This window comes from Pseudomonas sp. DW-iso3 (assembly GCF_058725305.1).
In genome coordinates, this window is the sequence record NZ_JBZXDZ010000004.1 from 328005 (window position 1) to 354213 (window position 26209).

Annotated in this window: 11 protein-coding genes; 5 read left to right on the forward strand and 6 right to left on the reverse strand. The window is 62.5% G+C overall.

Going from position 1 to position 26209, the window contains the following annotated elements; all coding sequences use genetic code 11:
• Entirely contained in the window at positions 1–11847 is an 11847-nt protein-coding gene (locus tag AC4PS7_RS13630; RefSeq protein ID WP_492179487.1) for a non-ribosomal peptide synthase/polyketide synthase, read from the forward strand.
• A 143-nt stretch (positions 11848–11990) separates the two neighbouring features.
• Here the strand turns inward: AC4PS7_RS13630 and AC4PS7_RS13635 are convergent, their stop codons facing one another.
• Together AC4PS7_RS13635 and AC4PS7_RS13640 are read right to left on the reverse strand one after the other, a co-directional pair.
• On the reverse strand, positions 11991–14426 hold the full coding sequence (locus tag AC4PS7_RS13635; RefSeq protein WP_457244453.1) for a TonB-dependent siderophore receptor: 2436 nt from the start codon (positions 14424–14426) through the stop codon (positions 11991–11993).
• Positions 14427–14536: 110 nt separating this feature from the next.
• Positions 14537–16189, reverse strand: coding sequence for a cyclic peptide export ABC transporter (locus AC4PS7_RS13640; RefSeq protein ID WP_044287024.1), 1653 nt, complete (start codon positions 16187–16189; stop codon positions 14537–14539).
• A 200-nt stretch (positions 16190–16389) separates the two neighbouring features.
• Here AC4PS7_RS13640 and AC4PS7_RS13645 point away from each other — a divergent pair, with 200 nt between their 5' ends.
• Positions 16390–17220 (forward strand): formyl transferase, encoded by an 831-nt coding sequence (locus AC4PS7_RS13645; protein ID WP_031291047.1) that lies wholly within the window; start codon positions 16390–16392, stop codon positions 17218–17220.
• 1081 nt (positions 17221–18301) lie between these two features.
• Here the strand turns inward: AC4PS7_RS13645 and pvdO are convergent.
• Genes pvdO through pvdM form a run of 3 tightly spaced genes read right to left on the reverse strand, consistent with a single transcriptional unit; the run spans position 18302 to position 21836 of the window.
• Positions 18302–19162 carry a dihydropyoverdine dehydrogenase gene (gene pvdO, locus AC4PS7_RS13650; protein ID WP_465822851.1) on the reverse strand — a complete coding sequence of 287 codons (861 nt, stop codon included), beginning with the start codon at positions 19160–19162 and terminating at the stop codon, positions 18302–18304.
• A 34-nt stretch (positions 19163–19196) separates the two neighbouring features.
• Positions 19197–20468: a pyoverdine-tailoring periplasmic protein PvdN gene (gene pvdN / locus AC4PS7_RS13655; protein WP_021491742.1), complete on the reverse strand. Its 1272-nt coding sequence runs from the start codon at positions 20466–20468 to the stop codon at positions 19197–19199.
• An 18-nt stretch (positions 20469–20486) separates the two neighbouring features.
• Positions 20487–21836 carry a pyoverdine-tailoring dipeptidase-like protein PvdM gene (gene pvdM, locus AC4PS7_RS13660; RefSeq protein WP_492179488.1) on the reverse strand — a complete coding sequence of 450 codons (1350 nt, stop codon included), beginning with the start codon at positions 21834–21836 and terminating at the stop codon, positions 20487–20489.
• Positions 21837–21978: 142 nt separating this feature from the next.
• Here pvdM and pvdP point away from each other — a divergent pair, with 142 nt between their 5' ends.
• On the forward strand, positions 21979–23604 hold the full coding sequence (gene pvdP / locus AC4PS7_RS13665; RefSeq protein WP_042572044.1) for a pyoverdine maturation tyrosinase PvdP: 1626 nt from the start codon (positions 21979–21981) through the stop codon (positions 23602–23604).
• A 152-nt stretch (positions 23605–23756) separates the two neighbouring features.
• On the opposite strand, the gene AC4PS7_RS13670 is transcribed toward pvdP, so the two are convergent.
• Entirely contained in the window at positions 23757–24992 is a 1236-nt protein-coding gene (locus AC4PS7_RS13670) for a methionine gamma-lyase (RefSeq protein ID WP_492179490.1), read from the reverse strand.
• A gap of 123 nt (positions 24993–25115) precedes the next feature.
• Between AC4PS7_RS13670 and AC4PS7_RS13675 the strand changes: the two genes are divergently transcribed.
• Both AC4PS7_RS13675 and AC4PS7_RS13680 read left to right on the forward strand, forming a co-directional pair.
• A complete protein-coding gene (locus AC4PS7_RS13675; RefSeq protein WP_010211050.1) occupies positions 25116–25586 on the forward strand; it encodes an Lrp/AsnC family transcriptional regulator in 471 nt (156 codons plus the stop codon).
• Positions 25587–25768: 182 nt separating this feature from the next.
• Positions 25769–26206: a carboxymuconolactone decarboxylase family protein gene (locus AC4PS7_RS13680; RefSeq protein WP_021491739.1), complete on the forward strand. Its 438-nt coding sequence runs from the start codon at positions 25769–25771 to the stop codon at positions 26204–26206.
• Positions 26207–26209: the final 3 nt, after the last annotated feature.

Below are 26209 nucleotides of genomic sequence, written 5' to 3' on the forward strand. Positions count from 1 at the left end.
ATGCTTTCCAACCCTAATATCGATCTGGTTTCGCGCTTCCTTCGCCTGCCTCTGGAACAGCGCCAGCAGTTTTACCAGCGCCTGCAAAGCCGGGGCATGAGCTTCGCTCAACTGCCGATTGCCTCGATCCGCGAGGACGGCCAGAAGCTGCCGTTGTCCTACGCCCAGGAGCGCCAGTGGTTTCTCTGGCAACTGGACCCGGACAGCGCCACTTACCATATTCCCGGCGCCCTGCGTTTGCAGGGCCGTCTGGACCTGGCGGCGCTGCAACGCGCGTTCGACAGCCTGCTGGCCCGCCATGAAAGCCTGCGCACGCGCCTGGTACAGGACGGCGAGCGCCTGCTGCAAAACGTAGCGCCTGAGGCGCGCATCGAGATACGCCAGGACGTTGCCGACGAACAGCAATTGCTGGCGCGCGTCGAGGCTGAGATAGCCCGGCCTTTCGATTTGCAGGCGGGGCCGCTGTTGCGCGTGAGCTTGCTGCAATTGGCCGAAGACGAGCATGTGCTGGTGATGGTGCAGCACCACATCATTTCCGATGGTTGGTCGATGCAGGTCATGGTCGAGGAACTGGTGCAGTTCTACGCCGCGCACAGCCAAGGCCGGGAGGTGCAACTGCCGGGTTTGCCGATCCACTACGCCGACTACGCGCTGTGGCAGCGCAGCTGGATGGAGGCCGGGGAGAAGGCCCGTCAATTGGCGTACTGGCAGGATCTGCTGGGCGGTGAGCAACCGGTGCTGGAATTACCCCTGGACCATCCGCGCCCGGCGCAGCAAAGCCATCGCGGCGCCAGCTTGCAGGTGCATCTGCCGGCGGACCTGGTGGCCGGTATCAAGCGCCTGGCCCAGCAAGAGGGCGTAACCCCGTTCATGCTGTTGCTGGCCTCGTTCCAGACCCTGCTGTTTCGCTACAGCGGCCAGTCGGACATCCGCATCGGCGTACCGAATGCCAACCGCAACCGCGTGGAAACCGAACGGCTGATCGGCTTTTTCGTCAACACCCAAGTGCTCAAGGCCGACCTTGACGGGCAGATGAGCTTTGCCGAACTGCTGCAACAGGCCAAGCGCCGCTCCCTGGAAGCCCAGGCGCACCAAGACTTGCCGTTTGAACAACTGGTGGTGGCGCTGCAACCTGAGCGCAGCCTGAGCCACAACCCGCTGTTCCAAGTGATGTTCAACCACCAGACCGACGCCCAGGGCGGACGCGATGGCCAGCAATTACCCGGCCTGCGGGTGGCGGAGCTGGATTGGGAAAGCCAGACCACGCATTTCGACCTAAGCCTGGACACCCATGAGTCCGCTGAAGGCCTCTGGGCGGCGTTGACCTATGCCACCGACCTGTTCGAAAGCGCAACCATCGAACGCTTGGCGCAGCATTGGCAGAACCTGCTCCAGGCGGCAGTGAGTGCACCACGCAGCCGTCTTTGCGCGCTGTCGATGCTCGATGCACCCGAACAACAGCGGATGCTCAAGGACTGGAATGCCCCCGCCACCGTCGCCGCACCGCATGCCGTGCACCAGTTGTTCGAGGCGCAGGCCCGCGAACATCCGGCGCGCCAGGCACTGGCCTTGGATAAGCAAACGCTCAGCTACGGTGAACTGAACCGCCAGGCCAATCGCCTGGCACACTACCTGATCGCCCATGGCGTAGGCCCGGAAGTGCTGGTGGGGATCGCGGTCGAGCGCTCCTTTACCATGGTGGTCAGCCTGTTGGCGGTGCTCAAGGCGGGTGGTGCCTACGTGCCGCTTGACCCTGAATACCCGCGTGAACGCCTGGTGCATATGCTCGATGACAGCGGTGTGCGCCTGGTGTTGACCCAATCCCACCTGCGCGATCGCTTGCCATTGCCGGCCGATCTGACGGCGCTGGACATCGACCTGGCCGACGCGCAGCTGGCGCAGTGTGCCGAGCACAACCCGCCTCCCGCGTTCGAGCCCCGCAGCCTGGCGTATGTCATCTACACCTCCGGCTCCACCGGCAAGCCAAAAGGCGTTGCCATCAGCCATGCGGCATTGAGCGAATTCGCCGGTATCGCGGCCGAGTATTCGCGCCTGGTCGCGGACGACCGCGTACTGCAGTTCGCGACCCTTAACTTCGATGGCTTTGTCGAGCAGCTGTACCCGGCCCTGACCTTGGGCGCGACGGTCGTGTTGCGCGGGTCGCAGTTGTGGGACGGCGCGGACCTGTACCGACAGATTATCGACCAAGGCATCACCCTGGCCGACTTGCCCACGGCCTATTGGAAACTGTTCCTGCAGGATTGCCTGGCAGCGGGGCCACGGCCCTATGGCGCATTGCGCCAGGTGCATATCGGCGGCGAAGCGATGCCGCTGGATGGCCCGGTGCTGTGGCGACGCGCGGGGTTGGGGCATGTACGCCTGCTCAATACCTACGGGCCGACCGAGGCCACGGTGGTGTCCAGTGTGCTCGATTGCAGCGATGACAACGCCGTGATGGGTGCGACGGCCAGCCCGATTGGCCGCGCGTTGCCGGGGCGCGGCCTGTATGTGCTGGACCCTGACCTTAACCTGTTGCCGGTGGGCGCCGTGGGTGAGCTGTACATTGCCAGTGCCAGTGGCCTGGCCCGTGATTACCTGCAACGCCCGAGCCTGACTGCCGAACGTTTTGTCGCCGACCCGTTCAGCACCCTGGGCGAGCGTCTTTACCGCACCGGTGACCTGGCGCGTTATCGCGCTGACGGGGTGATCGAATATGTCGGTCGCGTCGACCATCAGGTCAAAATTCGCGGGTTCCGTATCGAGTTGGGTGAGATCGAAGCGCTGCTGTTGGCCCAGGAGGCGGTGCGCGAAGCCTTCCTGCTGGCCGCCGACAACCAGTTGGTGGCCTACCTCGTTCCGGCCCAACCGTTGTCCGCGGCGGAACAGGCTGCGGCGGGCGAAACGCTCAAGGCCACCTTGCGTGAGCAACTGCCCGATTACATGGTGCCTGCTCACCTGATCTTCCTCGACCGCATGCCGTTGAACCCCAACGGCAAGCTTGACCGCCAGGCGCTGCCCAAACCTGATGGCGGCGCGGTGCAACAGGCCTGGCAGGCACCGGTTACGCCACGGCAACAGCAGGTTGCGGCGATCTGGGCCGATATTCTTGGCGTCGAGCGTGTGGGCCTGACCCATCACTTCTTCGAGCTGGGCGGGCATTCACTGCTGGCCATGCAAGTGGTCTCGCGCATTCGTCAGGCTTTGAAGCTCGAAGTGCCGCTCAAGCTGCTGTTCGAACAGCCGCGCCTGGAGGGGTTTGTCGCCGCACTGGCAACCCAGGACCCAGACGCACCGACCGCGCCCGCGCTGTTGCCGGTAGGGCGGGACCAGCCGTTGCCGCTGTCCTACGCCCAGGAGCGCCAGTGGTTTTTGTGGCAACTGGAGCCGCAAAGCGCCGCGTACCACATCCCCAGCGCCTTGCGTTTGAAAGGGCAGCTTGACTTGGGCGCACTGCAACGCAGTTTCGATACCTTGCTGGCTCGGCATGAAAGCCTGCGCACCCATTTGCGCCAGGAGCGCGACCGCACGGTTCAGATAATTTCGCCGCAGGTGTCGTTGCAGATAGCGCACGCCGAGGTGCATGAAGCGCAACTCAAGGCGCGGGTCGAGGCCGAAATCGCCCAACCCTTCAATCTGGAGCAAGGGCCTTTGCTGCGGGTTTCGTTGCTGCGCATCGCCGCTGATGAACATGTACTGGTCTTGGTGCAGCATCACATCGTGTCCGATGGCTGGTCGATGCAACTGATGGTTGAAGAGCTGGTGCAACTGTATGCGGCCTACAGCCAGGGGCAGGTGTTGCAATGGCCGGCGCTGCCGATTCAGTACGCTGACTACGCCGTATGGCAGCGCAGCTGGATGGAGGCGGGCGAGAAGGCCCGTCAACTGGCGTATTGGCGCGAGATGCTCGGCGGTGAGCAGAGCGTGTTGGCGTTGCCGTTCGACCACCCGCGTCCGGCTGTGCAAAGCCATCGTGGCGCGCGCCTGGCATTCGAACTGCCCGGCGCGTTGACCCAAGGCCTCAAGGCCCTGGCCAAGCAGCAGGACGTGACCTTGTTCATGCTGCTATTGGCCTCGTTCCAGACGCTGCTGCACCGCTACAGTGGCCAGGAAGAGATCCGTGTCGGGGTGCCGATCGCCAACCGCAATCGCAGCGAGACCGAGCGTCTGATCGGCTTCTTCGTCAACACCCAGGTGCTCAAGGCCGATCTCCATGGCCAGATGAGCGTCGAGCAGCTGTTGCAACAGGCCCGTCAACGGGCGCTGGACGCCCAGGCCCACCAGGACCTGCCCTTCGAACAACTGGTGGAAGCGCTGCAACCCGAGCGCAGCCTGAGCCACAACCCGTTGTTCCAAGTGATGTTCAACCACCAGACCGACGTGGGCCAGGCTCAGGTTCAGCAGCAACTGCCGAATCTTTCGGTAGAGGGGTTGGAATGGGAAAGCAAGACGGCGCATTTCGACCTGGACCTGGATATCCAGGAATCCACCGAAGGTATCTGGGCCACGCTCGGCTATGCGCAGGACCTGTTTGAGGCCAGTACCGTGCAACGCATGGCGCGACACTGGCAGAACCTGTTGCAAGGCATGGTTGCCGACCCACGGCAGACTCTCAGCCAATTGAACCTGCTGGACAACACCGAACGGCAGCAGATCCTTCAACGGTGGGACCAGAGCGACGCAGGTTTCTCGGCCAAGCGTCTGGTTCACGAGTTGGTGGCCGACCGCGCCGGGGAAACCCCCGAAGCGGTGGCGGTGAAATTTGGCGAGCAACAGCTGACTTACGGCGAGCTGGACCGCCAGGCCAATCGCCTGGCCCATGCGTTGATCGCCCGTGGCGTCGGCCCCGAAGTGCGCGTGGCGATTGCCATGCCGCGCAGCGCCGAAATCATGGTGGCGTTCCTGGCAGTGATGAAAGCCGGCGGCGTCTACGTGCCGCTGGACATCGAATACCCGCGTGACCGCCTGCTGTACATGATGCAGGACAGCCGTGCCCGATTGCTGTTGACCCATTCGACGGTGCAACAGCGCTTACCGATTCCAGACGGCCTGGAAGCCCTTGCCGTGGACCAGACGCAAGCCTGGTCCGCTGACGACGACACTGCACCCGAGGTGGCGCTGGACGGCGACAACCTCGCCTACGTGATCTACACCTCCGGCTCCACCGGCATGCCCAAGGGCGTGGCGGTTTCCCACGGCCCGTTGGTGGCGCACATCATTGCCACCGGCGAGCGTTATGAAACGTCGCCGGCCGATTGCGAACTGCACTTCATGTCGTTCGCGTTCGACGGCTCGCACGAAGGCTGGATGCACCCGCTGATCAACGGCGCCAGCGTGCTGATTCGTGATGACAGCCTGTGGCTGCCGGAATACACCTACCAGCAGATGCATCGCCATCACGTGACCATGGCGGTGTTTCCGCCGGTGTACCTGCAGCAGCTGGCCGAACATGCCGAACGCGACGGTAACCCGCCCAAGGTTCGTGTGTACTGCTTCGGCGGTGATGCCGTGGCCCAGGCCAGCTATGACCTGGCTTGGCGCGCACTCAAGCCGACCTACCTGTTCAACGGTTACGGCCCGACGGAAACCGTGGTCACGCCGTTGCTGTGGAAAGCGCGCAAGGGCGACCCCTGCGGAGCCGTCTACGCGCCGATCGGCACACTGCTGGGCAATCGCAGCGGCTACGTGCTGGATGCGCAACTCAACCTGCAACCCATCGGCGTCGCCGGCGAGTTGTACCTGGGCGGTGAGGGCGTGGCTCGGGGTTACCTGGAGCGTCCGGCCCTGACCGCCGAGCGCTTTGTGCCGGACCCGTTCGGCAAGCCCGGCAGCCGTGTATATCGCAGCGGCGACCTGACCCGTGGCCGCCCGGATGGTGTGGTGGATTACCTCGGTCGCGTCGACCATCAAGTGAAAATCCGGGGCTTCCGTATCGAGTTGGGCGAGATCGAAGCCCGCCTGCGCGAGCAGGACAGTGTCGGCGAAACCGTGGTGGTGGCCCAGGAAGGGCCGAGCGGCAAGCAACTTGTTGCCTATGTAGTGCCGCTCGACCCGCTGCTGATCGACGACGCAGTGGCGCAGTCGACCTGCCGCGAAGCCCTGCGCCGCGCCCTGAAAGCCCGCTTGCCGGACTATATGGTGCCCACGCACCTGATGTTCCTTGAGCGCATGCCGCTGACGCCGAACGGCAAGCTTGACCGCAAGGGCCTGCCGCGCCCGGATGTCAGCCAGATGCAGCAGGTGTACGTGGCGCCGCAGAGTGAGCTGGAGCAGAAGATCGCCGCGATCTGGTCCGACGTGCTGCGTCTGCCACGTGTTGGTTTACACGATAACTTCTTCGAATTGGGCGGTGACTCGATCATCTCGATCCAGGTGGTCAGCCGTGCCCGTCAGGCCGGTGTGCGCTTCACGCCCAAGGATCTGTTCCAGCACCAGACGGTCCAAAGCCTGGCGGCCGTGGCCCGCGAAGGCGAGGGCGCGGTGGTGCTGGATCAGTCGGCATTGACCGGTGAGTTGTTGTTGCTGCCCGTCCAGCAGGCGTTTTTCGCCGATGACATCCCCCAGCGTCACCACTGGAACCAGTCGGTGGTGCTACAGCCTCACCAGGCGTTGCAGGCGCCGCTGCTGGTGGCGGCGCTGCAGGCCTTGATCGTGCATCACGACGCCTTGCGCATCGGTTTCGTCCAGGGCGCGGCAGGCTGGAGCGCGGCGTATCGCGGGCCGCAGCAGCATCAGGCCGAGCAGGTCCTGTGGCAGACCACCTTGAATGCGGTCGAAGAGTTGGAGGCCCTGGGTGAGGAAGCCCAGCGCAGCCTCGACCTGAGTGAAGGGCCGCTGCTGCGTGCAGTGCTCGTCGACCTGGCCGACGGCTCCCAGCGCTTGCTGCTGGTGATTCATCACTTGGTGGTGGACGGCGTGTCCTGGCGCATCCTGCTGGAAGACCTGCAAACGGCTTACCGCCAAGTTGCCCAAGGTGCCACGGTCGTGTTGCCCGCCAAGACCAGCGCGATCCGGGCCTGGGCCGAGCGTCTGCAAGCCTATGCACGCAGCGCCGCACTGGCGCAGGAACTGGCCTGGTGGCAGACGCAGTTGCAAGGCAGCCCAACCGGCCTGCCGGGGGCCGATCCACAGGCCAGTTTGAGCAACCGGCATGCGCTGAGCGTGACCACCCATCTGGATCAGGTCTTCACGCGGCGTCTGTTGCAGGACGCCCCCAGTGCTTACCGCACCCAGATCAATGACCTGTTGCTGACCGCACTGGCGCGCGTCGTTGTGCGCTGGACCGGTGACGCGTCGATGTTGATCCGCCTGGAAGGCCATGGCCGTGAAGACCTGTTCGACGAGATCGACCTGACCCGTACCGTCGGCTGGTTCACCAGCCTCTACCCGGTGAAGCTGGTGCCGACCGATTCGCTGGCCGGCTCCCTCAAGCAGATCAAGGAGCAGCTGCGCGCGATTCCCGACAAGGGCCTGGGCTTTGGTGCCCTGCGTTACCTGGGGAATGCCGAGGCTCAACAGGCCCTGAGCGAACTGCCGCGCCCACGCATCACCTTCAACTACCTGGGGCAATTCGACGGCAGTTTTGACGGCGGCGAAGAAGGCTTGTTCGTCCCCTCCGGTGATGGCAGTGGTGCCGAACAGAGTGGCGAGGCCCCGCTGGGCAACTGGTTGGAAATCAACGGCCAGGTCTACGCGGGCGAATTGAAGTTGAACTGGAGCTTCAGCCAGCAGATGTTCGACGAGGCGACGGTACAACGCCTGGCGGATGACTACGCCGCGGAACTCAAGGCGTTGATCGAGCACTGTGGTGTCAACCAGGGTGTCACGCCTTCGGACTTCCCGCTGGCGCGCCTGTCCCAGGCGCAACTGGACAGCTTGCCGGTGACGGTGGCTGACATCGAAGACGTTTACCCGCTGTCGCCGATGCAGCAAGGCATGCTCTTCCAATCGCTGTACGGCGAAGGCTCGGGTGACTACATCAACCAGATGCGCATCGATGTCGAGGGCCTGGATGTACCGCGCTTCCGCCAGGCCTGGCAGGCGGCGGTGGACAGCCATGAGATCCTGCGCAGCGGATTTCTCTGGCAGACCGAGCTTGAGCAGCCGTTGCAGGTGGTCTACAAACAGATGCGCATGCCGTTCGCCGAGCTGGACTGGCAAGGTCGTCCTGACAGCAGTGCGGCACTCGATAGCCTCGCCGAGTCGGCGCGGGCCCAGGGGTTCGTGCTGGAACAGGCGCCGTTGCTGAGCCTGACGGTGGTCCGTACGGGGGCGTCCCGTTATCACTTGATCTACACCAACCACCACATCTTGATGGACGGCTGGAGTGGTTCGCAGTTGTTTGGCGAGGTGCTGCAACATTACGCCGGTGAACCGCTGCGTGCGCCCATCGGGCGTTACCGCGATTACATTGCCTGGCTGCAGGCGCAGGACAAGTCGGTCAGCGAGGCATTCTGGAAAGCGCAACTGCTCAACCTGCAGGAACCGACCCGCTTGGCCCGTGGCCTACAGGCTGCGCAAAGCGAGGCGCTGGCGGTCAACGGCGAGCACCGTCTGAACCTGGACGCCAGCCAGACCGCTCAGCTCAAGGCCTTCGCACAGCGCCATAAAGTCACCCTCAATACGCTGGTGCAAAGCGCCTGGCTGCTGCTGTTGCAGCATCACACCGGACAGGCCACCGTGGCGTTCGGCGCCACCGTGGCAGGCCGTCCGGCGCAATTGCGCGGTATCGAACAACAGGTGGGTCTGTTCATCAACACCTTGCCCGTCGTTGCCACGCCGGATGCACAGATGACGGTCAGCCAGTGGCTGCAGCAGATCCAGGCGCAGAACGTGCGCTTGCGTGAGCAGGAGCATACGCCGCTGTTCGAGATCCAGCGCTGGGCCGGGCTTGGGGGCGAAGCGCTGTTCGACAGCATTCTGGTGTTTGAGAACTACCCGGTCTCCGAAGCGCTGGAGCAGGGCGCACCCTCGGGGCTGACGTTTGGTGCCGTCCACAGCCTGGAGCAAACCCATTACCCGTTGACCGTGTTGCTGGGCATCGGTGACACCTTGGGCGTGGAGTTCAATTACGACCGCCACGCCTTCAGCGCGGCGCATATCGAACAGTTGGCCGAGCACTTCCAGCAGCTGTTGCAGGCATTGGCAGTGGACGGCGCCCAGCGTTTGGCAACGTTGCCTTCGCTGGCCCGTTCCGAGCGTGAAACGGTCCTGCATGCCTGGAACGCCACAGCCGCGGACTACCCGCTGCACCTTGCGGTGCATCAGCTGATCGAAGCCCAGGTGGTGCGCACACCGGACGCACCGGCGCTGGTATTCGCCGGGCAGGTGTTGAGTTACGCCGCGCTTAACCGTCGGGCAAACCGCCTGGCGCATCGCCTGATAGCAGCCGGCGTTGGGCCGGATGTCCTCGTGGGACTGGCGGTTGAGCGTTCGATTGAAATGGTCGTTGGCCTGCTGGCGGTACTCAAGGCCGGTGGCGCTTATGTGCCGCTGGACCCGGAATACCCCCGCGATCGATTGGCCTACATGCTGCAAGACAGCGACGTGAAGCTATTGTTGACCCAGGCGCATTTGCTGGAGCAACTGCCGATTCCAACGGGCTTGCACAGCCTGGTGCTGGAGCAGGGCGATGAGGGGTTGCAGGCCTACGCCGAGCAGAATCCGCTAGTCACCGTCGATGGCGAAAACCTCGCCTATGTGATCTACACCTCGGGCTCCACCGGCCAGCCCAAAGGCGCGGGTAACCGCCATTCGGCGCTGACCAACCGGCTGTGCTGGATGCAGCACGCGTATGACCTGGACGGCAGTGATACGGTCTTGCAGAAGACGCCGTTCAGTTTCGACGTGTCGGTGTGGGAGTTCTTCTGGCCGTTGATGACCGGCGCGCGCCTGGTCGTGGCAGCGCCGGGCGACCATCGTGATCCGGCCAGGCTGGTGAGCCTGATCAACGCCGAGCACGTCACGACGTTGCACTTTGTGCCGTCCATGCTCCAGGCCTTCTTGCAGGATGCCGGCGTCGGCGCCTGTCATAGCCTGCAGCGCATTGTGTGCAGCGGTGAAGCGCTGCCGGTGGATGCCCAGCAACAGGTGTTCGCCAAGCTGCCCCATGCCGGTTTGTACAACCTGTATGGGCCGACCGAAGCGGCAATCGACGTGACCCACTGGACCTGCGTCGACGAAGGGCGTGACGCCGTGCCGATTGGTCGGCCGATCGCCAACCTGGGCTGCTACGTATTGGACGGCAACCTGGAACCGGCACCCGTTGGCGTGTTGGGTGAACTTTATCTGGGCGGCGTCGGCCTGGCGCGCGGTTATCACCGTCGGCCGGCGCTGACCGCCGAACGCTTTGTGACCGATCCGTTCGGCAGTGGCAGCCGTTTGTATCGCACCGGAGACCTGGCGCGTTATCGCGACGATGGGGTGATCGAGTACGCCGGGCGCATCGATCACCAGGTCAAGCTGCGTGGCTTGCGCATCGAGTTGGGTGAAATCGAGGCCCGCCTGCTGGAGCACGCGTATGTGCGTGAAGCGGCGGTGCTCGCCGTGGACGGCACGCACCTGGTGGGCTACCTGGTGCTGCAGGCGCCGAGCGAGGACTGGAAAGCACAGGTGGCGATGCACCTCGCGGCGCAGTTGCCGGACTACATGGTGCCGGCACAGTGGGTGGTGTTGACACAGATGCCGCTGAGCCCCAATGGCAAGCTGGACCGCAAGGCGTTGCCTAAACCGGAGGCGCAAGGTGCAGGCGCGTATCAGGCCCCGCAAAGCGCCATCGAGCAGCAGGTCGCGGCGATCTGGCGGGATGTCCTGGGTGTCGAGCGCGTAGGGCTGAACGACAACTTCTTCGAGTTGGGCGGTCACTCCTTGCTGGTGCTGATGCTCAAGGAACGTATCCGTAAAGTCAGCGGTGTCGGCTTGTCCGTCAGCCAGTTGATGCTTAACCCGACGGTACCTGGCCAGGTCAACTGCCTGCAGGGCGACGCGCGCAGCTCGTTGATCGTCAAGCTCAACAGCCAGACCGAAGGCACGCCGTTGTTCATGTTCCACCCAAGCTTCGGTTCGGTGCATTGCTACACCGCGATTGCCCTCGCGCTACGGGAGCAGCGTCCGGTGTTCGGGGTGATCTGTCGTGCGCTGGCCGAGGCGGGGGCAGAGGTGCCCGAATGGCAAGCCATGGTCGAGGATTACGCCGAGCAACTTCTGTTGGCCCAGCCCCAAGGCGCCTTCCGCCTGGCAGGCTGGTCGTTGGGTGGCAACCTGGCGATGGAAGTGGCCTACGTGCTGGAGCAAGCGGGACGCGACGTCGAATTTGTCGGCTGGATCGACTCCGCGCCGCCGCAGTGGCTCACGCCCTATTGGCAGGCGGTCGTCACCGAGGATGACCGTGAAATCTCGGCGAACGAGCGGCGTGCGGCCTTGTTGGGCGTGATGTTCCCGGCGTTTGCCGAGCGGATTCAGGCGGCCTGGCAGCAATGTCAGCGCGATGCCCAAGACGAAGCGGGGCAATGGCAAGGGTTTATCGCCTGGGCCGAGCAGACCCTGGGCGAGGCCTTTACCGGTATCAAGGATGAGTTGCTGCGTGGCAATGAGGCGCAGATTTCCTGGGAGGTCGACCGCGCGCTCAGTGAGCGTCTGTCGGCGGCGGACTTCAAGCCGATCAAGGCCCCGGTCAGTTGCTGGTGGGCGTCCATGAGCCGCGCCGGTCAGTTCAAGGACCTCATTGAGCAGCACATGGCAAGCACCCTTGTTCAGGGGCGGATCGAGCGTTCAGTGGTGATCGAGACTGATCACGACGGGATCATCGACAGTGCCGAGTTCATCCGTAGCCTGGTGGCCGCCATGGAATAACACCTCAAATGATGAACACTGAACCTGTGGCGAGGGGGCAAGCTCCCTCGCCACAGGGGAGGGCGGGCACAAAAAAGCCCGATGAAAGCAGCGCTTCCATCGGGCTTTCGATTGATCGCCGCAAGGGCGATCAAGGCATCACATCAGAAGTCCCAGCGGGTGCTGAACATCACGTTGCGCGGCTCACCGTAGGCCGCCGAGTTATAGAAGCCCACGTTGGTGTAGTAGGACTTGTCGAAGATGTTGTTGAAGTTGACAGTCGCCGAGAGGTTCTTGGTGACCTGGTAGCGGGTCATCAAGTCCACCAGCCAATAGGCCTTCTGGGTGATGTCCTGGTTGGTGTTGAGCGGCGAGTTGTAGATTTCATACCAACCCTTGCTCTGCCAGCGCAGGCCGCCACCAATGGTGAATTGATCCAGGTCGCCCTTGAGCTTGTAGGTGGTGTTCAGGTTGACCTGGTGCTCAGGCTCGAAGGTGGAGATTTTCTTGTCGTTATCGTCACGTACGATCTTGTGGGTGTAGCCGCCCTGAACCTGCCAGCCTGGGCTCAGCTCACCGGAAACTTCAGCTTCATAGCCTTTGGTCACGGCCTTGGAACCCTTGAACGCGTAGTTGTTGGGGGCCGGGGTCTGGTTGTTGTAGGCATCGTCCGAGATAGCGCGGTTGGTCTCATGCACTTCGAAGTAAGCAACGCTGGCGTTCAGGCGGCCATCGAGGAAGTCGCCCTTGAGGCCCAACTCATAGTTTTGCCCTTCATCCGGTTCCAGCAGCTTCTGATTCCGATCTTTGTAGGTGCTTTCCTGGGGTTGGAAAATATCGGTGTAGCTGGCGTACGCCGAAATGTTGTCATTGAGGTCGTAGACCACACCGGCGTAAGGCACGAACCGGCCGGTTTCCTTGTAGGAAGGGTTGATGCCGGTGACGTGGTAGTTGGCGACGCGCCCACCGAGGATTACGTGCAGGTCATCCATCACGTTCAAGCGTGTGGTCATGTAGTAGCCGGTCTGGCGGATGGTGTCGTCGATGTATTGTTGGACAGGGCCGTAGATCGGCTTGGCGATGTGGCCATTCCAGTTATAGAAATCGACTTTATTGCCGCCTGGCCATTCTGGCGACCAGTACCCCTTGCCTTGCCAACGCGACGTGCCGATCGAGCCGCCCACCACCAGTTCATGTTCGCGGCCGAACAGGCTGAAAGGCCCGGTGGCGTAGAGGTCGGCCGAAGTGCTTTTGGTTTCACCGGTGTATTTCTGACCGTTGATCTCGGCGGTGCCATCGGCTGCCGGCTGGACAAACTGGATCGAACCGAGGTCGGCATGGTAGCTGTTGATCTTGTGGTCGAGCTGGAATTTAGTGACCCAGCCGTCACCCATATCATGCTCAAGCATGGCAAAGGCGGTGCGGGTGTTCTGTTCCCAGGAACTCCAGGTGGTGCCGTTGTTATAGGAGCGTGGCATCTTGTTGATGCTGCCGTTGGAGTTGACCAACGGGAACGAACCGGACCAGCTGGAGCCTTTTGGAATGTTGTCCTGATAGTCGAAGCCGACGGTCAACATGGTGTCGGGTGACAGGTCGAACTCGGTAATGCCGTAGTAGGTTTCGGTCTTGCGCGAGTAGTGGTCCATGAAGGACTTTTTGTCCTGGTACGCCGCCACTGCACGGCCCCGGACATTGCCGCTGTCGGTCAACGGGCCGCTCACATCCACTTCGCTGCGATAGTTGTCCCAGGAGCCGGCCCCCAGTTGCACGTGGCCCTTGAACTCCGACGTCGGCTTCTTGCGGATCAAGTTGATGGTCGCGCCCAGGGAGCCGGCGCCGTTGAGCAGGCCGGTGGCACCCTTGAGCACTTCGACGCGGTCATAGATCGCCATGTCGCTCAGGGTGTTCCCCGCCGAGTAGCCGACGTTGCGCACGGTGGACGGAATACCGTCGTACTGGAAGCTGTTGACCGAGAATCCACGCGAGTAATAGTTGGTACGGTCGGTGTCATAGGCCGATACGGTGATGCCAGGCGTGTGGCGCATCACGTCATCGACGTTGTTGAGGCCGAAGTCCTCGATATGTTGGCGGGTAATCACCGTGATCGACTGTGGGGTTTCCCGCGGGGTCAGGGTCAGCCGCGTGGCCGTGGCAATGGTGCCCGGCGTGTAGGAGCCGGAGCCCTCGGTGATGTTGCCCAGCACGTTGCCGGTCACTTGGGTCGGACTCAATTCCAGCCCGGCGGACGCGCCGGCGGCGGTAACGGTCAGCGCGTTGCCACTGAGGCTGTGGGTGGTTGAAGTGCCTGCCAGCAAGGTGTTGATCGCCTGCTGCGGATCCAGTTTGCCTTTGACCGCAGTGCTGTTTTTTCCTGCTACGTCGGTCGGGCTGTACAGCACCTGCAGGTTGGCCTGGCGGCCGAATTCCTGCAGTGCACTCCCCAGTGCCTGTGCTGGAATGTCCAACTCGATCTCCTGTGCCTGCACATAGCCGGCAACCGGCAGCGATACCGCAAGGGCAAGCGCGCTCGGCAGGAGGTTGATGTTCAGGGCCCTGGTTAGCGCTTTGCTCAGTGGGCTGAGACCGAGTCGTGCTGACATGGATGGTTTCTCTTCTGTGTTTTAAGTGGGCAAATTTTAAAGTTTATTGAGGTTGGTTCTCATTACCACTAGTGAGACGTTTCTACTTCGGAAAACCGGAAAAGAAAATTTCATGCAGGCTCCATCTCGTGCACCACCTGGCCGGCGCGCAGCCGTACGAGCTGATCGGCGATGTCGAAATAACGGTCGTCATGGCTGATCACGATGATGGTTTTGCCCAGGCGCTTGAGGTCCGGCAGCAGTTCGGTATAGAAAATTCGACGGAAGGCCGGGTCCTGGTCGGCGGCCCATTCGTCGAACACCAGCACCGGGCGTTCCTCCAGCCATGCGTTGACCAGCGCCAGGCGCTTGCGCTGGCCGGTGGACAGGTCGGTGGTGCTGAATACGCCGTCCTTGACGCTGACCTTGTGCGCGATCTCCAGGCGTTCCAGGTATTTAGTCGCGCTGTCCAGTGACTGGGTGGCGCTGCCCTGGACGAGGTCGTCGAACAGGTAATAGTCGGCGAATACCGTGGTGAACAACTGGCGATAGTCGTCGCGCTCGGGGTCGGTCACGGCCTCGCCGTTGAGCAGGATTTCGCCGGACTGCGGCGGGTAGAGCCCCAGCAGCAATTTGATCAGCGTGGTCTTGCCACTGCCGTTTTCGCCGACGATAAACACGATGTCGCCCTGGGCAATGCTCAGGTTGATCGGCCCCAGGTGAAACGGCTCGCTGCCTTCCACGGCCGGTGGGCTGTAGCTCACGTTGCGCAGTTCCAGGCTGTTGACGATCGGTGTCGGCGCCTCGCTGTCATCCATCAGCAGGTGCGGTTCCGGAGAGGAGAAGCGCTCCGACAACTCGCTGATACGCCCAAAGGCAATCTTCGCCTTGCCCACCACGGGCAGGTAACCCAGCAGGTGTTCCAGCGGGCCTTTCATGTACAACAGCACCAGCACGAAGCCGGTGATCACGGTCGGGTCCGGGTTCGGGTTATAGGCCTGCATCGCCAGGGCCAGGCCGATGACGACGAAGAACAGCATCGAGCCGAAGGTCTTGGCGAGGATATAGATGTTGACCGAACGCACCTGAATATCGCTGATGCGGTCCGCCGTTTCCTGGATACGGTGGGTGTTCATGCGAAAGCGTCGTGGCCGATGCATGCGCAGTTCCTTGGCGCCGGACGCGATGGCGTTGTAATAACGCTGCAATTCGTCTTCATGGCTGCGTGCCAAGTCAAAGCCTTGGATACCTTTGCCGCCGGCGATGAACTGCACGGCGCTGCCAATCACGATGGCGACGACCATCATCAGGAACATCGGTACCGACAGGTAAGCCAGGTAGCCCAGGCAGCCCAGCGTCACCGTGGCGGCAATGGCCAAGGGCGTGAACGCGAAGGAGAAGTCGCTGATGGTGTCGACATCGTGGGTCAGCACCGGGATCAGTCGATGGGAGCGGTAGCGCTCGATTTGCCCGATGGGCGCCGACAGCACTTTTTCCCCCAGGTCTTTGCGCAGGGCGGCAATGATCCGTTGGCCGACGTAGTTGGTGCCGATGTCGGAAATGATCGAGCTGACCAGGGCCAGCACGCACAAGGCTGCAAAGGTCAGGATCACGCCCTGGGTCATGCCTTGTGGGGAGTGCAGGGCATTGTTGATCGTCGCCAGCAGCAACGTGATGGCCAGGCCGCCGGCCATGCCCAGGGCGACGGAGACGGTCACGATGGTGCGAAAGGGCCTGAGCAATGCGAGCAGACCGTTGAAGGCGCCGCGCTTGGGGTCGGTCATAAATACTTCCCGGAAAGTGAAAAAGAGGGGGCTGGGCACACAGACCCTTACCCATGACAAACGAAGTGTCGGCGCGACTATTTAGCTCGGTGTGCCGGGCGGTGGCCGGGGTGGATAAATTGCGCGTGGGCTGGTTCGTTCTTGTGGTGTAGGCGCACGCGTATTGGCGCGTGCCTGATCTATCCAGCGAGAGCGAGACGATGACGAAAAAGAATCTGGTGTACGTGTGGTCCCTGCGCAATGCCGCGGCCGACAAGGCCGGGCAGCCGGTGGCGTACAAGGACCATGAGCGCTACATGATGTCGGTGCTGGAATCCCTGGTGGGGGCGCTGAACGACACGCCGCTGGGCGAGGCCTACAACCTGGTGGGCGTGGTGTATGACGATGACGAGCAGAACCCACGGGACCAGCAATTGGTCAGCGACTACGGTTTTGCCTACCAGCCGGGTCGCCAGTGGCTGTATCCCGCCGACCTGCGCGTGCAGGGGCGCCTGGTCAATGATCTGTTACTGAGTGTGCCGTCGACCTATCGGCGCCTGCCTCGGGGCAGCGCGGAACATATCGCCGGCAAGCAGGATTTCGAACGCCGCCTGCATGACACGCTGGTGGAGTTGAAGGCCGATATCGTGGTGCTGGACGGCCTGCTGGTGATTCTGGACGAGCTGGTGCGCCCCGGTGCGCCGTTTGCCCGTCGCATCATGAACATCCACCCGGGTATCACCCGCATCGAATCGCCGTACGAGCGCCGTGGTGCGTATGCGACCTGGAATGCCCTGTACGGCGCGCGTGGGCTGACGGTCACGGATTGGGCGACCAAGGCCACGACGCCCTCGGCGCCGCTGTACCTCACCGGCGCGTCGTTCCACTACGTGGACAACGGCATCGACTCGGGCGAAGTGTTCCACGACGTGCTCAAGACCGAGATCTCGCCGGAGGACACCATCCTTGAGTTGCGTTGGAACAACTTCAATAACAGCCTGTTCCCGGCGTTGCATGAAGGGTTGGCGTTGTTGGCGCAGCAGGGAATCTAAAGCGGGCACAGTTAAAAATGTGGGAGGGGGGCTTGCTCCCGTGGCGGCCTGACAGCCGAGCGCCATCTAACGGTTAGACTGCGATCCAAATGTGGGAGGGGGCTTGCCCCCGATAGCGGTGTGTCAGTCAATTCATCAGGTGACTGATTCGGCGCCATCGAGGCCTCGGTATCTACACAATTCTAGGTATGGCGCTGGACCTGTGGCGAGGGAGCTTGCTCCCGTGGCGGCCTGACAGCCGAGCGCCATCTAACGGTTAGGCTGCGATCCAAATGTGGGAGGGGGCTTGCCCCCGATAGCGGTGTGTCAGTCAATTCATCAGGTGACTGATTCGGCGCCATCGAGGCCTCGGTATCTACACAATTCTAGGTATGGCGCTGGACCTGTGGCGAGGGAGCTTGCTCCCGTGGCGGCCTGACAGCCGAGCGCCATCTAACGGTTAGGCTGCGATCCAAATGTGGGAGGGGGCTTGCCCCCGATAGCGGTGTGTCAGTCAATTCATCAGGTGACTGATTCGGCGCCATCGAGGCCTCGGTATCTACACAATTCTGGCTATGGCGCTGGACCTGTGGCGAGGGAGCTTGCTCCCGTGGCGGCCTGACAGTTGGCCTGGATGTTGGATCAGACAGGGTACATATCCGTTATTTGGGTAACGGCCGCTATGGGTTCCGCCCTTACGGCGGGTCACTTTTGGAAAGGCCCAAAAGTAACCAAAAGGCCTTCGCCCCAACACTCGGCACCTCGCTCACGCTCGGTGTGCCCGTAATCCGACAGGTATTTGGGGGGCCGCCGCCACGCGCCATCCATGGCGCGGGGCGGCTAAACCGGCATCCCTGCCGGTTTACCCCCCAAATCCCTGTCGAATTCCGGCCAGCGTGTTTGACGGGGCGCCTGAGATCAAAAGCGAGATCAAGAGCGGCTCGCTTCGCATCGTGGTTACCTGGGTTACCTTGGTCGCCGTGGTTGCTACAGCGTTGTGTAGAGACTTATGCCACCGAGGGCGGTAGGTCAGGTACTGATACTCTGACGGGTACACCACCATCGGGGGTAAGTCCCCTCCCTCATTTGATCTTCTGCGTTATTACAGGTCGCGCACGACCCTGAAGCCAATCCAATCCCCCCGCGTCTGCGGGTAGATGTTGTTGCGGTTGCCGGAGCGCGAGAACACCGGCGCTTCTCCCCAGTCATTGCCGCGAATCATGTAGCCCTCGCAGTTTGGCTCCATCCACGCGCTGCCGTCGGTAGGCGCGCCGATGTAGTTGGAGTGCTCGCAGTCGGCCACCCGCTCGTAGACGTTGCCATGCATGTCGTACATGCCAAACGCATTCGGCGGGTAGCTGCCGACGGGCGACGAGTAGCTGTACCCATCGGCCGGGCCATAGGTGTTGGCGTGCTTGGCGATGCTGTAGTCCTTGCCCTCGTCGAACGGGAAGGGGAATGGCCCGGTAGAACCGGCGCGCGCAGCGTATTCACGTTGGGCTTCGCTGACCATGTGGTACTGCTGGCCGGTTTTTTTCGACAGCCAGGCCACGTACTGCTTGATGTCGTCCATGTCCATGCACACCGCCGGCTGGCGTGGGCCTTGGGGGTAGCGCGGCTTGCTGGCAATGCATTCGCGGCCGGGGCGGGTGTCACCGTCGGCGATCTTCACCCCGGTCTGGCGGATGTAGCTGTCCCATTCGCCGGCGGTGATGTGAAAGCGGCTCATGGCGAACGGTTTGGCGAAGGTCACGTCGTGCATCGGGCCTTCATCCGGCTCGCGGCCGACTTCATTGTCCGGCGTACCCATGGTGAAGGTGCCGGCAGGCAGCACCACCATTTCCGGACAGTCCTTGCAGTCCTTGAACACTTTGCCGGGTTGCGGCGCGGCGGCCTGGGCCAGGTTGGGCAGCAAGGCGCTGCACAGGGCGGAAAGCGCCAGGGCTGTGAGCGGTTTGTTCATGTGGGCCTCTCATTCAAAGGGGAAAAGGTGGGTGTCACGCCCGCTGGCTCAGCAAGGTCATGAAGCGCTGGATCTCGGCGGAGGAATTGAGCAGGCCGGGGGCGGTTCGGATCACCGGGCCGACATCGCGGTCCACGGCGTCGATCACCACGCGGTTTTTCATCATGTAGGCCGCCACGGCATCACTGTCCTGGCCGTTGACGCGGAAGAAGGTGAAACCGGCCGACAGTTCAGGGCTGTGGGGGGTGACCAGTTCGATCTTTGGGTGTGCCAGCAACTGGTCTTTCAGTTCGGTGTTGAGTGCATGAATCCGCGCCTGCACCTGCGCCTTGCCCAGTTGCAGATGCAGCTTGAAGGCTTCGTCCGCCGCCCAGCGATGCTCGAAGGCGTGGTAGCCGCCCGGGGTCATGACGGTGGCGAAGTCTTTGTCTTCGGAGAAGGTTGGCACCATCGGGGTCACGTCGTTGTTTTGCGGGTCGCGGGCGCAGACCAGGCCCGTGCCGCGTGGGCCGAACATCCACTTGTGGGTACCCGCGATGAAAAAGTCGCAATGCATATCCGGGAAGTCGAGGTTTTCTACGCCGAAACCGTGCACGCCATCCACCACGTAAAGGATACGGTCCTTGTCGTCACGGTTGCGGTTGTGTTCTTCGACCAGCTTGCCGATCTCGCCAATGGGCAGCTTCACGCCGCTGCCGGACTGCACCCAGGTCATGCCGAGGACGCGGGTGTTGGGGCGGATATTGCGCTGGATGTTGCCCAGCACCTCGTCGGCAGACACGCGGTTGGCGCTGTCGAACAGGCGAATCTTGCGGACCTGGGTCTGCTCCTTGCGCACGCGAAAGTCCAGGCTGTACTCGGTGGCATAGTGTTCGTGGACGGTGGTGAGAATTTCCTGGTCAGGTCGCACCTTGATCCCGCCGTAAATCATCGCCAGCCCTTCGGACGTGCTGCCGGTGAGGGCGATCTGCGGCGGGGTGGCCTTCAGGTAGCGTCCCGCCCATTCGCGCACCTGGCCTTCGCGCTTCCAGGTTTCCTGCAGGTCCCAGTCCATGGCCAGCCCTGGGTTGCGGTCGATCTGTGCGCGGTAACGCTCGATAGCCTCGCGCACCGGCTTGGGGTGGGTAGCCACCAGGAAATTGGAAAAGTGCAGGTAATCCGGGTCCTGGTTGAACAGTTGCTTGAGCCCCGTCCATGGGTCATCGGTTGCAGGGGCGGCAAGGGCCTGCGGAAGCAGGGCGGCGCCCAGTGGCAGGCTGGCGGCAAATACACCAGCCTGCTTGAGAAAGGTACGGCGGTCGGTCATGGACGGGCTTCTGGATGATTAGCGGTTGGCCAAGGGTTTGGCGGCTTTTTGTACCTGGTCCCACACCCGCAGGAAGTTGCCTCCCCACAGCTTGGCGATATCGGCCTCGGAATAGCCGCGCTGGATCAATTCGGCAGTGACGTTGCGTATCTCGCCGACGTTGTTCCAGCCCTGGATGCCGCCCCCGTCGTTGAAGTCCGAAGACAGGCCGACATGATCGATGCCGATCTTGCGCACGGTGTAGTCGATGGCATCCCCCAGATCCTTGAGGGTGGCCTTGGGTTCCTCGTCGAGGATGCCGTACAGCGCGCTGGCGTACTCGCCGAACCTGTGCGCGGGCCAGGCGGCAATGATTGCGTCGCCCGGCATCAGCGCCACGGCCAGATTAGGCAGGGGCGGCAGGTCGAAGCGTGCGCGCAGGGCGTTGAGCTTGTCCTGGGTCGGCTGGCTCAGTGGACGCAGGTAAGCGGAGAAACCGACGATCTGCACCACGCCGCCGCTGTTCTTGATCAGTTGCAGCTCTTTGTCGCTCAGGTTGCGCGGGATATCCACGGAGGCGCGCGGCGCCGAATGGGACGCCACCATCGGTGTGCGGCTCAACTGCGCCACTTGCTCCAGGGCCTTGGTCGACATTTGCGACACATCGATGATCACCCCCAGGTCATTGAGTCGGTGCACCGCTTGCTTGCCGATGTCCGACAAGCCATCAAGGGCGTCGGTGGAATCATTGAAAAACGGCAGCGGCCGCGACGAGTCCGACCAGGCATTGTTGCCCACATAGCTGAAGCCGAACATGCGCATGCCGCGCGCCGCCCACAGGTCCAACTGGTTCAAGTCGTTGCCCAGCGGGTAGGCGTTGAGCATGCTGATGAAGATCGCGAACTTGCCCTCGCCATGCAGGCGCCGGAAGTCATCCGGGGTGTAGGCGATGGCGACCTGGTTGGGGAAGTCACGCACCATGCCGCTGATGATCTTGTAGCGCACTTCCTGTTCGTTGCGCGCGGCTTCGACAAACCCATCGGTGGGTTTGTGCGGGGCGTTGGGGCCGTTCCAGATTTCCGGCCAGCCGAAAATGGTCAACGCTGCGCCGGACAAGCGCCCGCGTGCCGCCTTGGCCAGGTCGAACTGACCTTCGCCGTCCTTGTCCGCCTCGTTGCCTGCGGTACCGAAATCCACGGGCACGGTGATATGGCTGTCAAACGACAACAACCTATCCTGCATTTCATCGGCCTGCTTGATCACCGCCAACGGGTAACCGGCATTGCCCTTGAACCAGTGATCCCAGACCAGGAAACCGGCCCCGGCACCGATGGCCAGTGCCAGGGGCAAGCCGATATACAGCGCCTTTTTCGAACGTGGTTTTGTCATTGCCATCTCAGTCAGTTGAGGCCTTCGCTATCAGGGAAGAACGAGTGATGGGTGGGGAAATTTAGGCGGGCAGGGCGCGCCGGTAAATTTCCCCGGCGGGCAAACGTTCTAGCTCTGATAAAGCCGTTTCCTAAGGTAGACAATGACCATCTCTCGACGTGGGTTCATCGCAGGCCTGGCGCTGACAGGCGCGGCTGTGCCGGCCGCCTTCTATGCCCATCGCGAGTTGACGCGCGAAGAAGAATTCCCCATCACCCCCGGCGAAGCCACGGTGGACCTGGCCGACACCGCCGGCCAGCACCTGGCGAACACGCTGCGTGGGGTTTGGGACCTGCGCCTTGAAGGCCGCGACGCCGGCCTCAAAGGGCTGCCACTGCAAGATTTGCAACTGCTGCTCGACATCGCGCCCCGTGGACGCGGTCTGCGGGGTTACCTGGACACCGCCGCCCATCTGCGCGCCGAGGGCGAGCCGCGTTACCGTGTGCTGGGTGACCTGCTGACAGGGGAGAGCGCCGTGCTCTATTGGCGCCTGATCGACCGCGCTTCGGCCGACGGCGCGCCGGCCTATGAATTCAAGATGACCCTTGATGAGGTCTGGGCTGCCTTTGCCAACGCTGGCAGCAGCACCCTCAGTGGGCAGATCCTCGACCTCGACCGGCCGCTGGCTTTAGTTGAGCGCGACAATCGTTTCATTGCCCACAAGCAGTGGTTCCCCGAGGCTCGCCAGCGCATTGGCCTCAATCCGACCCTGCTGGCCTGGCTGATTGCCCCCGAGCACCGCCTGTTTCACCAGCTGTGGCACGCGACCCGCGACCAGTGGCACAAGCTCTCCGAAGAGAAACGCGATGCCCTGCGCGGCATCGGCTGGCAACCCGGCCCACGCGGCCAGGAACGCGATGCGCGGGGAAAACACAAGGACCGCAACGGCTCGGGGATCGACTTTTTCTTTATGCATCGGCACATGCTCGGCACTGCGCGCTCAATGCAGGATTTGCCCTCGTGGCCGCAATTTCCCGAACCGCAACCGGCCCTGGAGCTGGATCGCCTGGGCTTCCTGCGTTACTTCGACAACCACGACGGCTTCGCGCTGCCGCCCACCTGGTCGGCCCCGGACGATACCGAGTACACCCAGTGGGTCAGCGACATCAAGGCTGCCGAGACCTATCACAGCAACTTCCAGGTCTGGGAGTCCCAATACCGTGACCCACGTTACCTGGCTAAATTCACCCTCGGTCAGCTGGGTTCTGAGATGGAGCTGGGTCTGCACGATTGGTTGCACATGCGCTGGGCTTCGGTGCCGCGCGACCCCTCCAACGGCGCCCCCGTGCCCATGGCTCGCGACCCCGCCGACTTCGCTGCGCGCTGGTATGCGGCGGAAAACGATTTCCTCGGCGACCCATTTTCCTCTCACGTCAACCCGGTGTTCTGGCATTTCCATGGCTGGATCGACGACCGCATCGAGGACTGGTTCCGCGCCCATGAGCGCTTCAATCCGGGCGAAGTCCAGCGCATGGAAGTCAACGGCGTGGCCTGGTTCGCACCGGGCCGTTGGGTGGAAGTCGGCGACCCCTGGCTGGGCCCGGATACCCATGGCTGCAGCACCACGCCGGGGTTGCAGATGGGCCGTTCGATGGAGATGGACCCCGAGACCATGAAGCTCGCGCTGCGCATTACCTTTGGCGAAGACGAACACCTGTTGCAGGGCCTGTTCAAGCGCGTGCCGAGACGACCGTGGTACGCCCGTCACCTGAAATTACCCCCCGCCTGAACCTGTAAGCCGGCAAGCCGAGCCAGGGGGTGGAAGACCGCGTCAATCATGCGGGGGCCGTTACCGAGCGTCCCCCTGAGATCGTCATTCGCATGGCGGCACGGTTGGATGGCGGCGGCGACGGTAAGGGGATCCAATCCTAGAAAATCGGATTAAAAGCTCGCCAGCTTGGAAGGACGCGTGGCAGTACGGGTGCACTTGGCCAGTGCCTGTTGCACATCCGCCAACAGGTCGGCCACGTCCTCAAGCCCTACCGACAAACGCACCAATCCCTCACTGATGCCGTGCGCCGCACGCTCCTGCGGGGTGTAGGTGGAATGGGTCATGCTCGCCGGGTGCTGGGCCAGTGACTCGGCATCACCCAGGCTGACCGCACGGGTAAACAACTTGAGCGCATTCATGAACCGCCGACCGGTTTCGATGCCGCCCTTGAGTTCGAAGGCGATCATGCCTCCGGGCATTTTCATCTGCTGTGTCGCCAGTTCGTACTGCGGGAACGAGCGCAATCCCGGGTACATCACCGACTGCACGGCCGGGTGTGCCTGCAAGGCTTCGGCCACGGCCTGGGCGTTGCTGCAATGGCGATCCATGCGCAGGGCCAGGGTCTTGAGGCCGCGCATAAGCAGCGAGGCGTCCTGGGGCGACATCACCGCACCGGTCAGGTCCTTGAGGCCTTGCAGGCGAATGCGCTGGGCCAGGGCTTGGTTGCTTACGGCGATGCCCGCCGTGATATCGCCGTGGCCGCTGAGGTACTTGGTGGCCGAGTGCACCACCACGTCGGCGCCCAGCTCGAGGGGGCGTTGCAGGTAGGGCGTGCAGTAGGTGTTGTCGACGACCAGGGTGACGTTCGGCTGCTGGTGGGCGAGGGCGGCCACGGCAGCGATATCCACCAGTCGCAGGTTGGGGTTGGCCGGGGTCTCGCAGTAGATCATGCGGGTGGCCGGGGTGAGTGCAGCTTGCAGTGCCGTCAGGTCAGTGAGGTCGACGTGCCGCACTTTGATACCGAATTCGCCGATGCCATGGTGCAGCAGGGCGAAGGTGCAGCCGTACAGGGTCTGGCTGACGATCACTTCGTCGCCAGGGCGCAGCAGGGTCCAGAACGTCGCGGCAATCGCGCCCATGCCGGAACTGAACGCCACTGCCGCGTCGCCGTTTTCCAGGGTCGCCATGCGCGACTCCAGCAGCGCCAGGGTCGGGTTGGAAATACGCGTATAGAAGTGCCCACTGGCTTCGCCGGCGAAACAGGCAGCGCCGTATTCGGCGGTGGGAAAAGCAAAGGTGGCAGACAGATAAATCGGCGGAACGAGCGCGCCGTGATGGTCCTTGGGGTCATAACCGTGGTGGATGGCGCGGGTGGAAAAGCCGAATGCATTGTGTTTATTGTTCATGTCGGGCGCTCCTTATTTCCTACAATGCTATGCTCATAATTGAAGATGAACTTTGCGATATTTGCCGCTAATTCCCGCACCACGGGATGAAAATCCGCTAAAAACAACAATCAGAGGCAAGTTATGCCCGTCAGCCTGGATCGTACCGACAAAGCCCTTTTAAACGCGTTGCAAGGGAACGCCCGTCTCACGGTGGCCGAGTTGGCCGACCGCGTATCCTTGACCACCTCGCCATGCTGGCGACGGGTGCGTAACCTGGAAGAGAGTGGGGTGATCAGTGGTTACCAGGCGATCCTCTCGCCCAAGGCCTTGGGGTTTGGGGTGACCGCCTTTGTGAGCATCATGATGGAGAGTCACACCCAGGAAATCGCACGGGCTTTCGAGCAGCGGCTGCTGGAGATACCGGAGATCGTGGCGTGCCATAACGTCTCGGGGCGCTATGACTTTTTGCTGGAAGTGGTGGCCAAAGACCTGGAGTCGTTTGGCGAGTTTGCGCGGGAGGTGTTGCAGACGCTGCCTTGCGTCAAGGAGATTTATTCGAGCTTTTCCTATAAGTCGGTCAGGGCGTTGAGGGTGATTCCGTTGCCGGGGTGATTGGGCAAATCCGTTATTTGGGTAACGGCGACTCAGGGTATCGCCGTTACCGAAGAAACGGATATCGACACACTCCCCACGCCCAAAAATTGGTCACCCATTCTTACCCCAAATTGGATATTCCGCCCCCAAGGCCCGATGACTAACCTAGCCATCAATCCCCACTGCCCTGGAGCACCCCCATGCAAACCCGTACCGATTTCTACACCGCCTCCCCAGACGCCATGAAAGCCATGCTCGCCCTGGAAGCCGCCGTCGGCAAATTGTCCATCGAACTGCCGCTGCTGGAGCTGGTGCGCCTGCGCGTTTCACAAATCAATGGCTGTGCTTTCTGCCTGGACATGCACACCGCCGATGCCCGCAAAGGTGGCGAGACCGAACGCCGCCTGTACACCGTGTCGGCCTGGCGTGAAACGCCGTTCTTCACCCCGCGTGAACGCGCCGCCCTGGCCTGGGCCGAGAGCTTGACCCTGATCAGCCAGACCCATGCTCCGGATGAGGACTTCAACGCACTGGCCGCCGAATTCAGCCCTCAGGAGCAGGTTGACCTCAGCGTGGCGATCGCCACCATCAACAGTTGGAACCGCTTGGCCGTGGGTTTCCGCAAGATGCCCAAGTAAGCC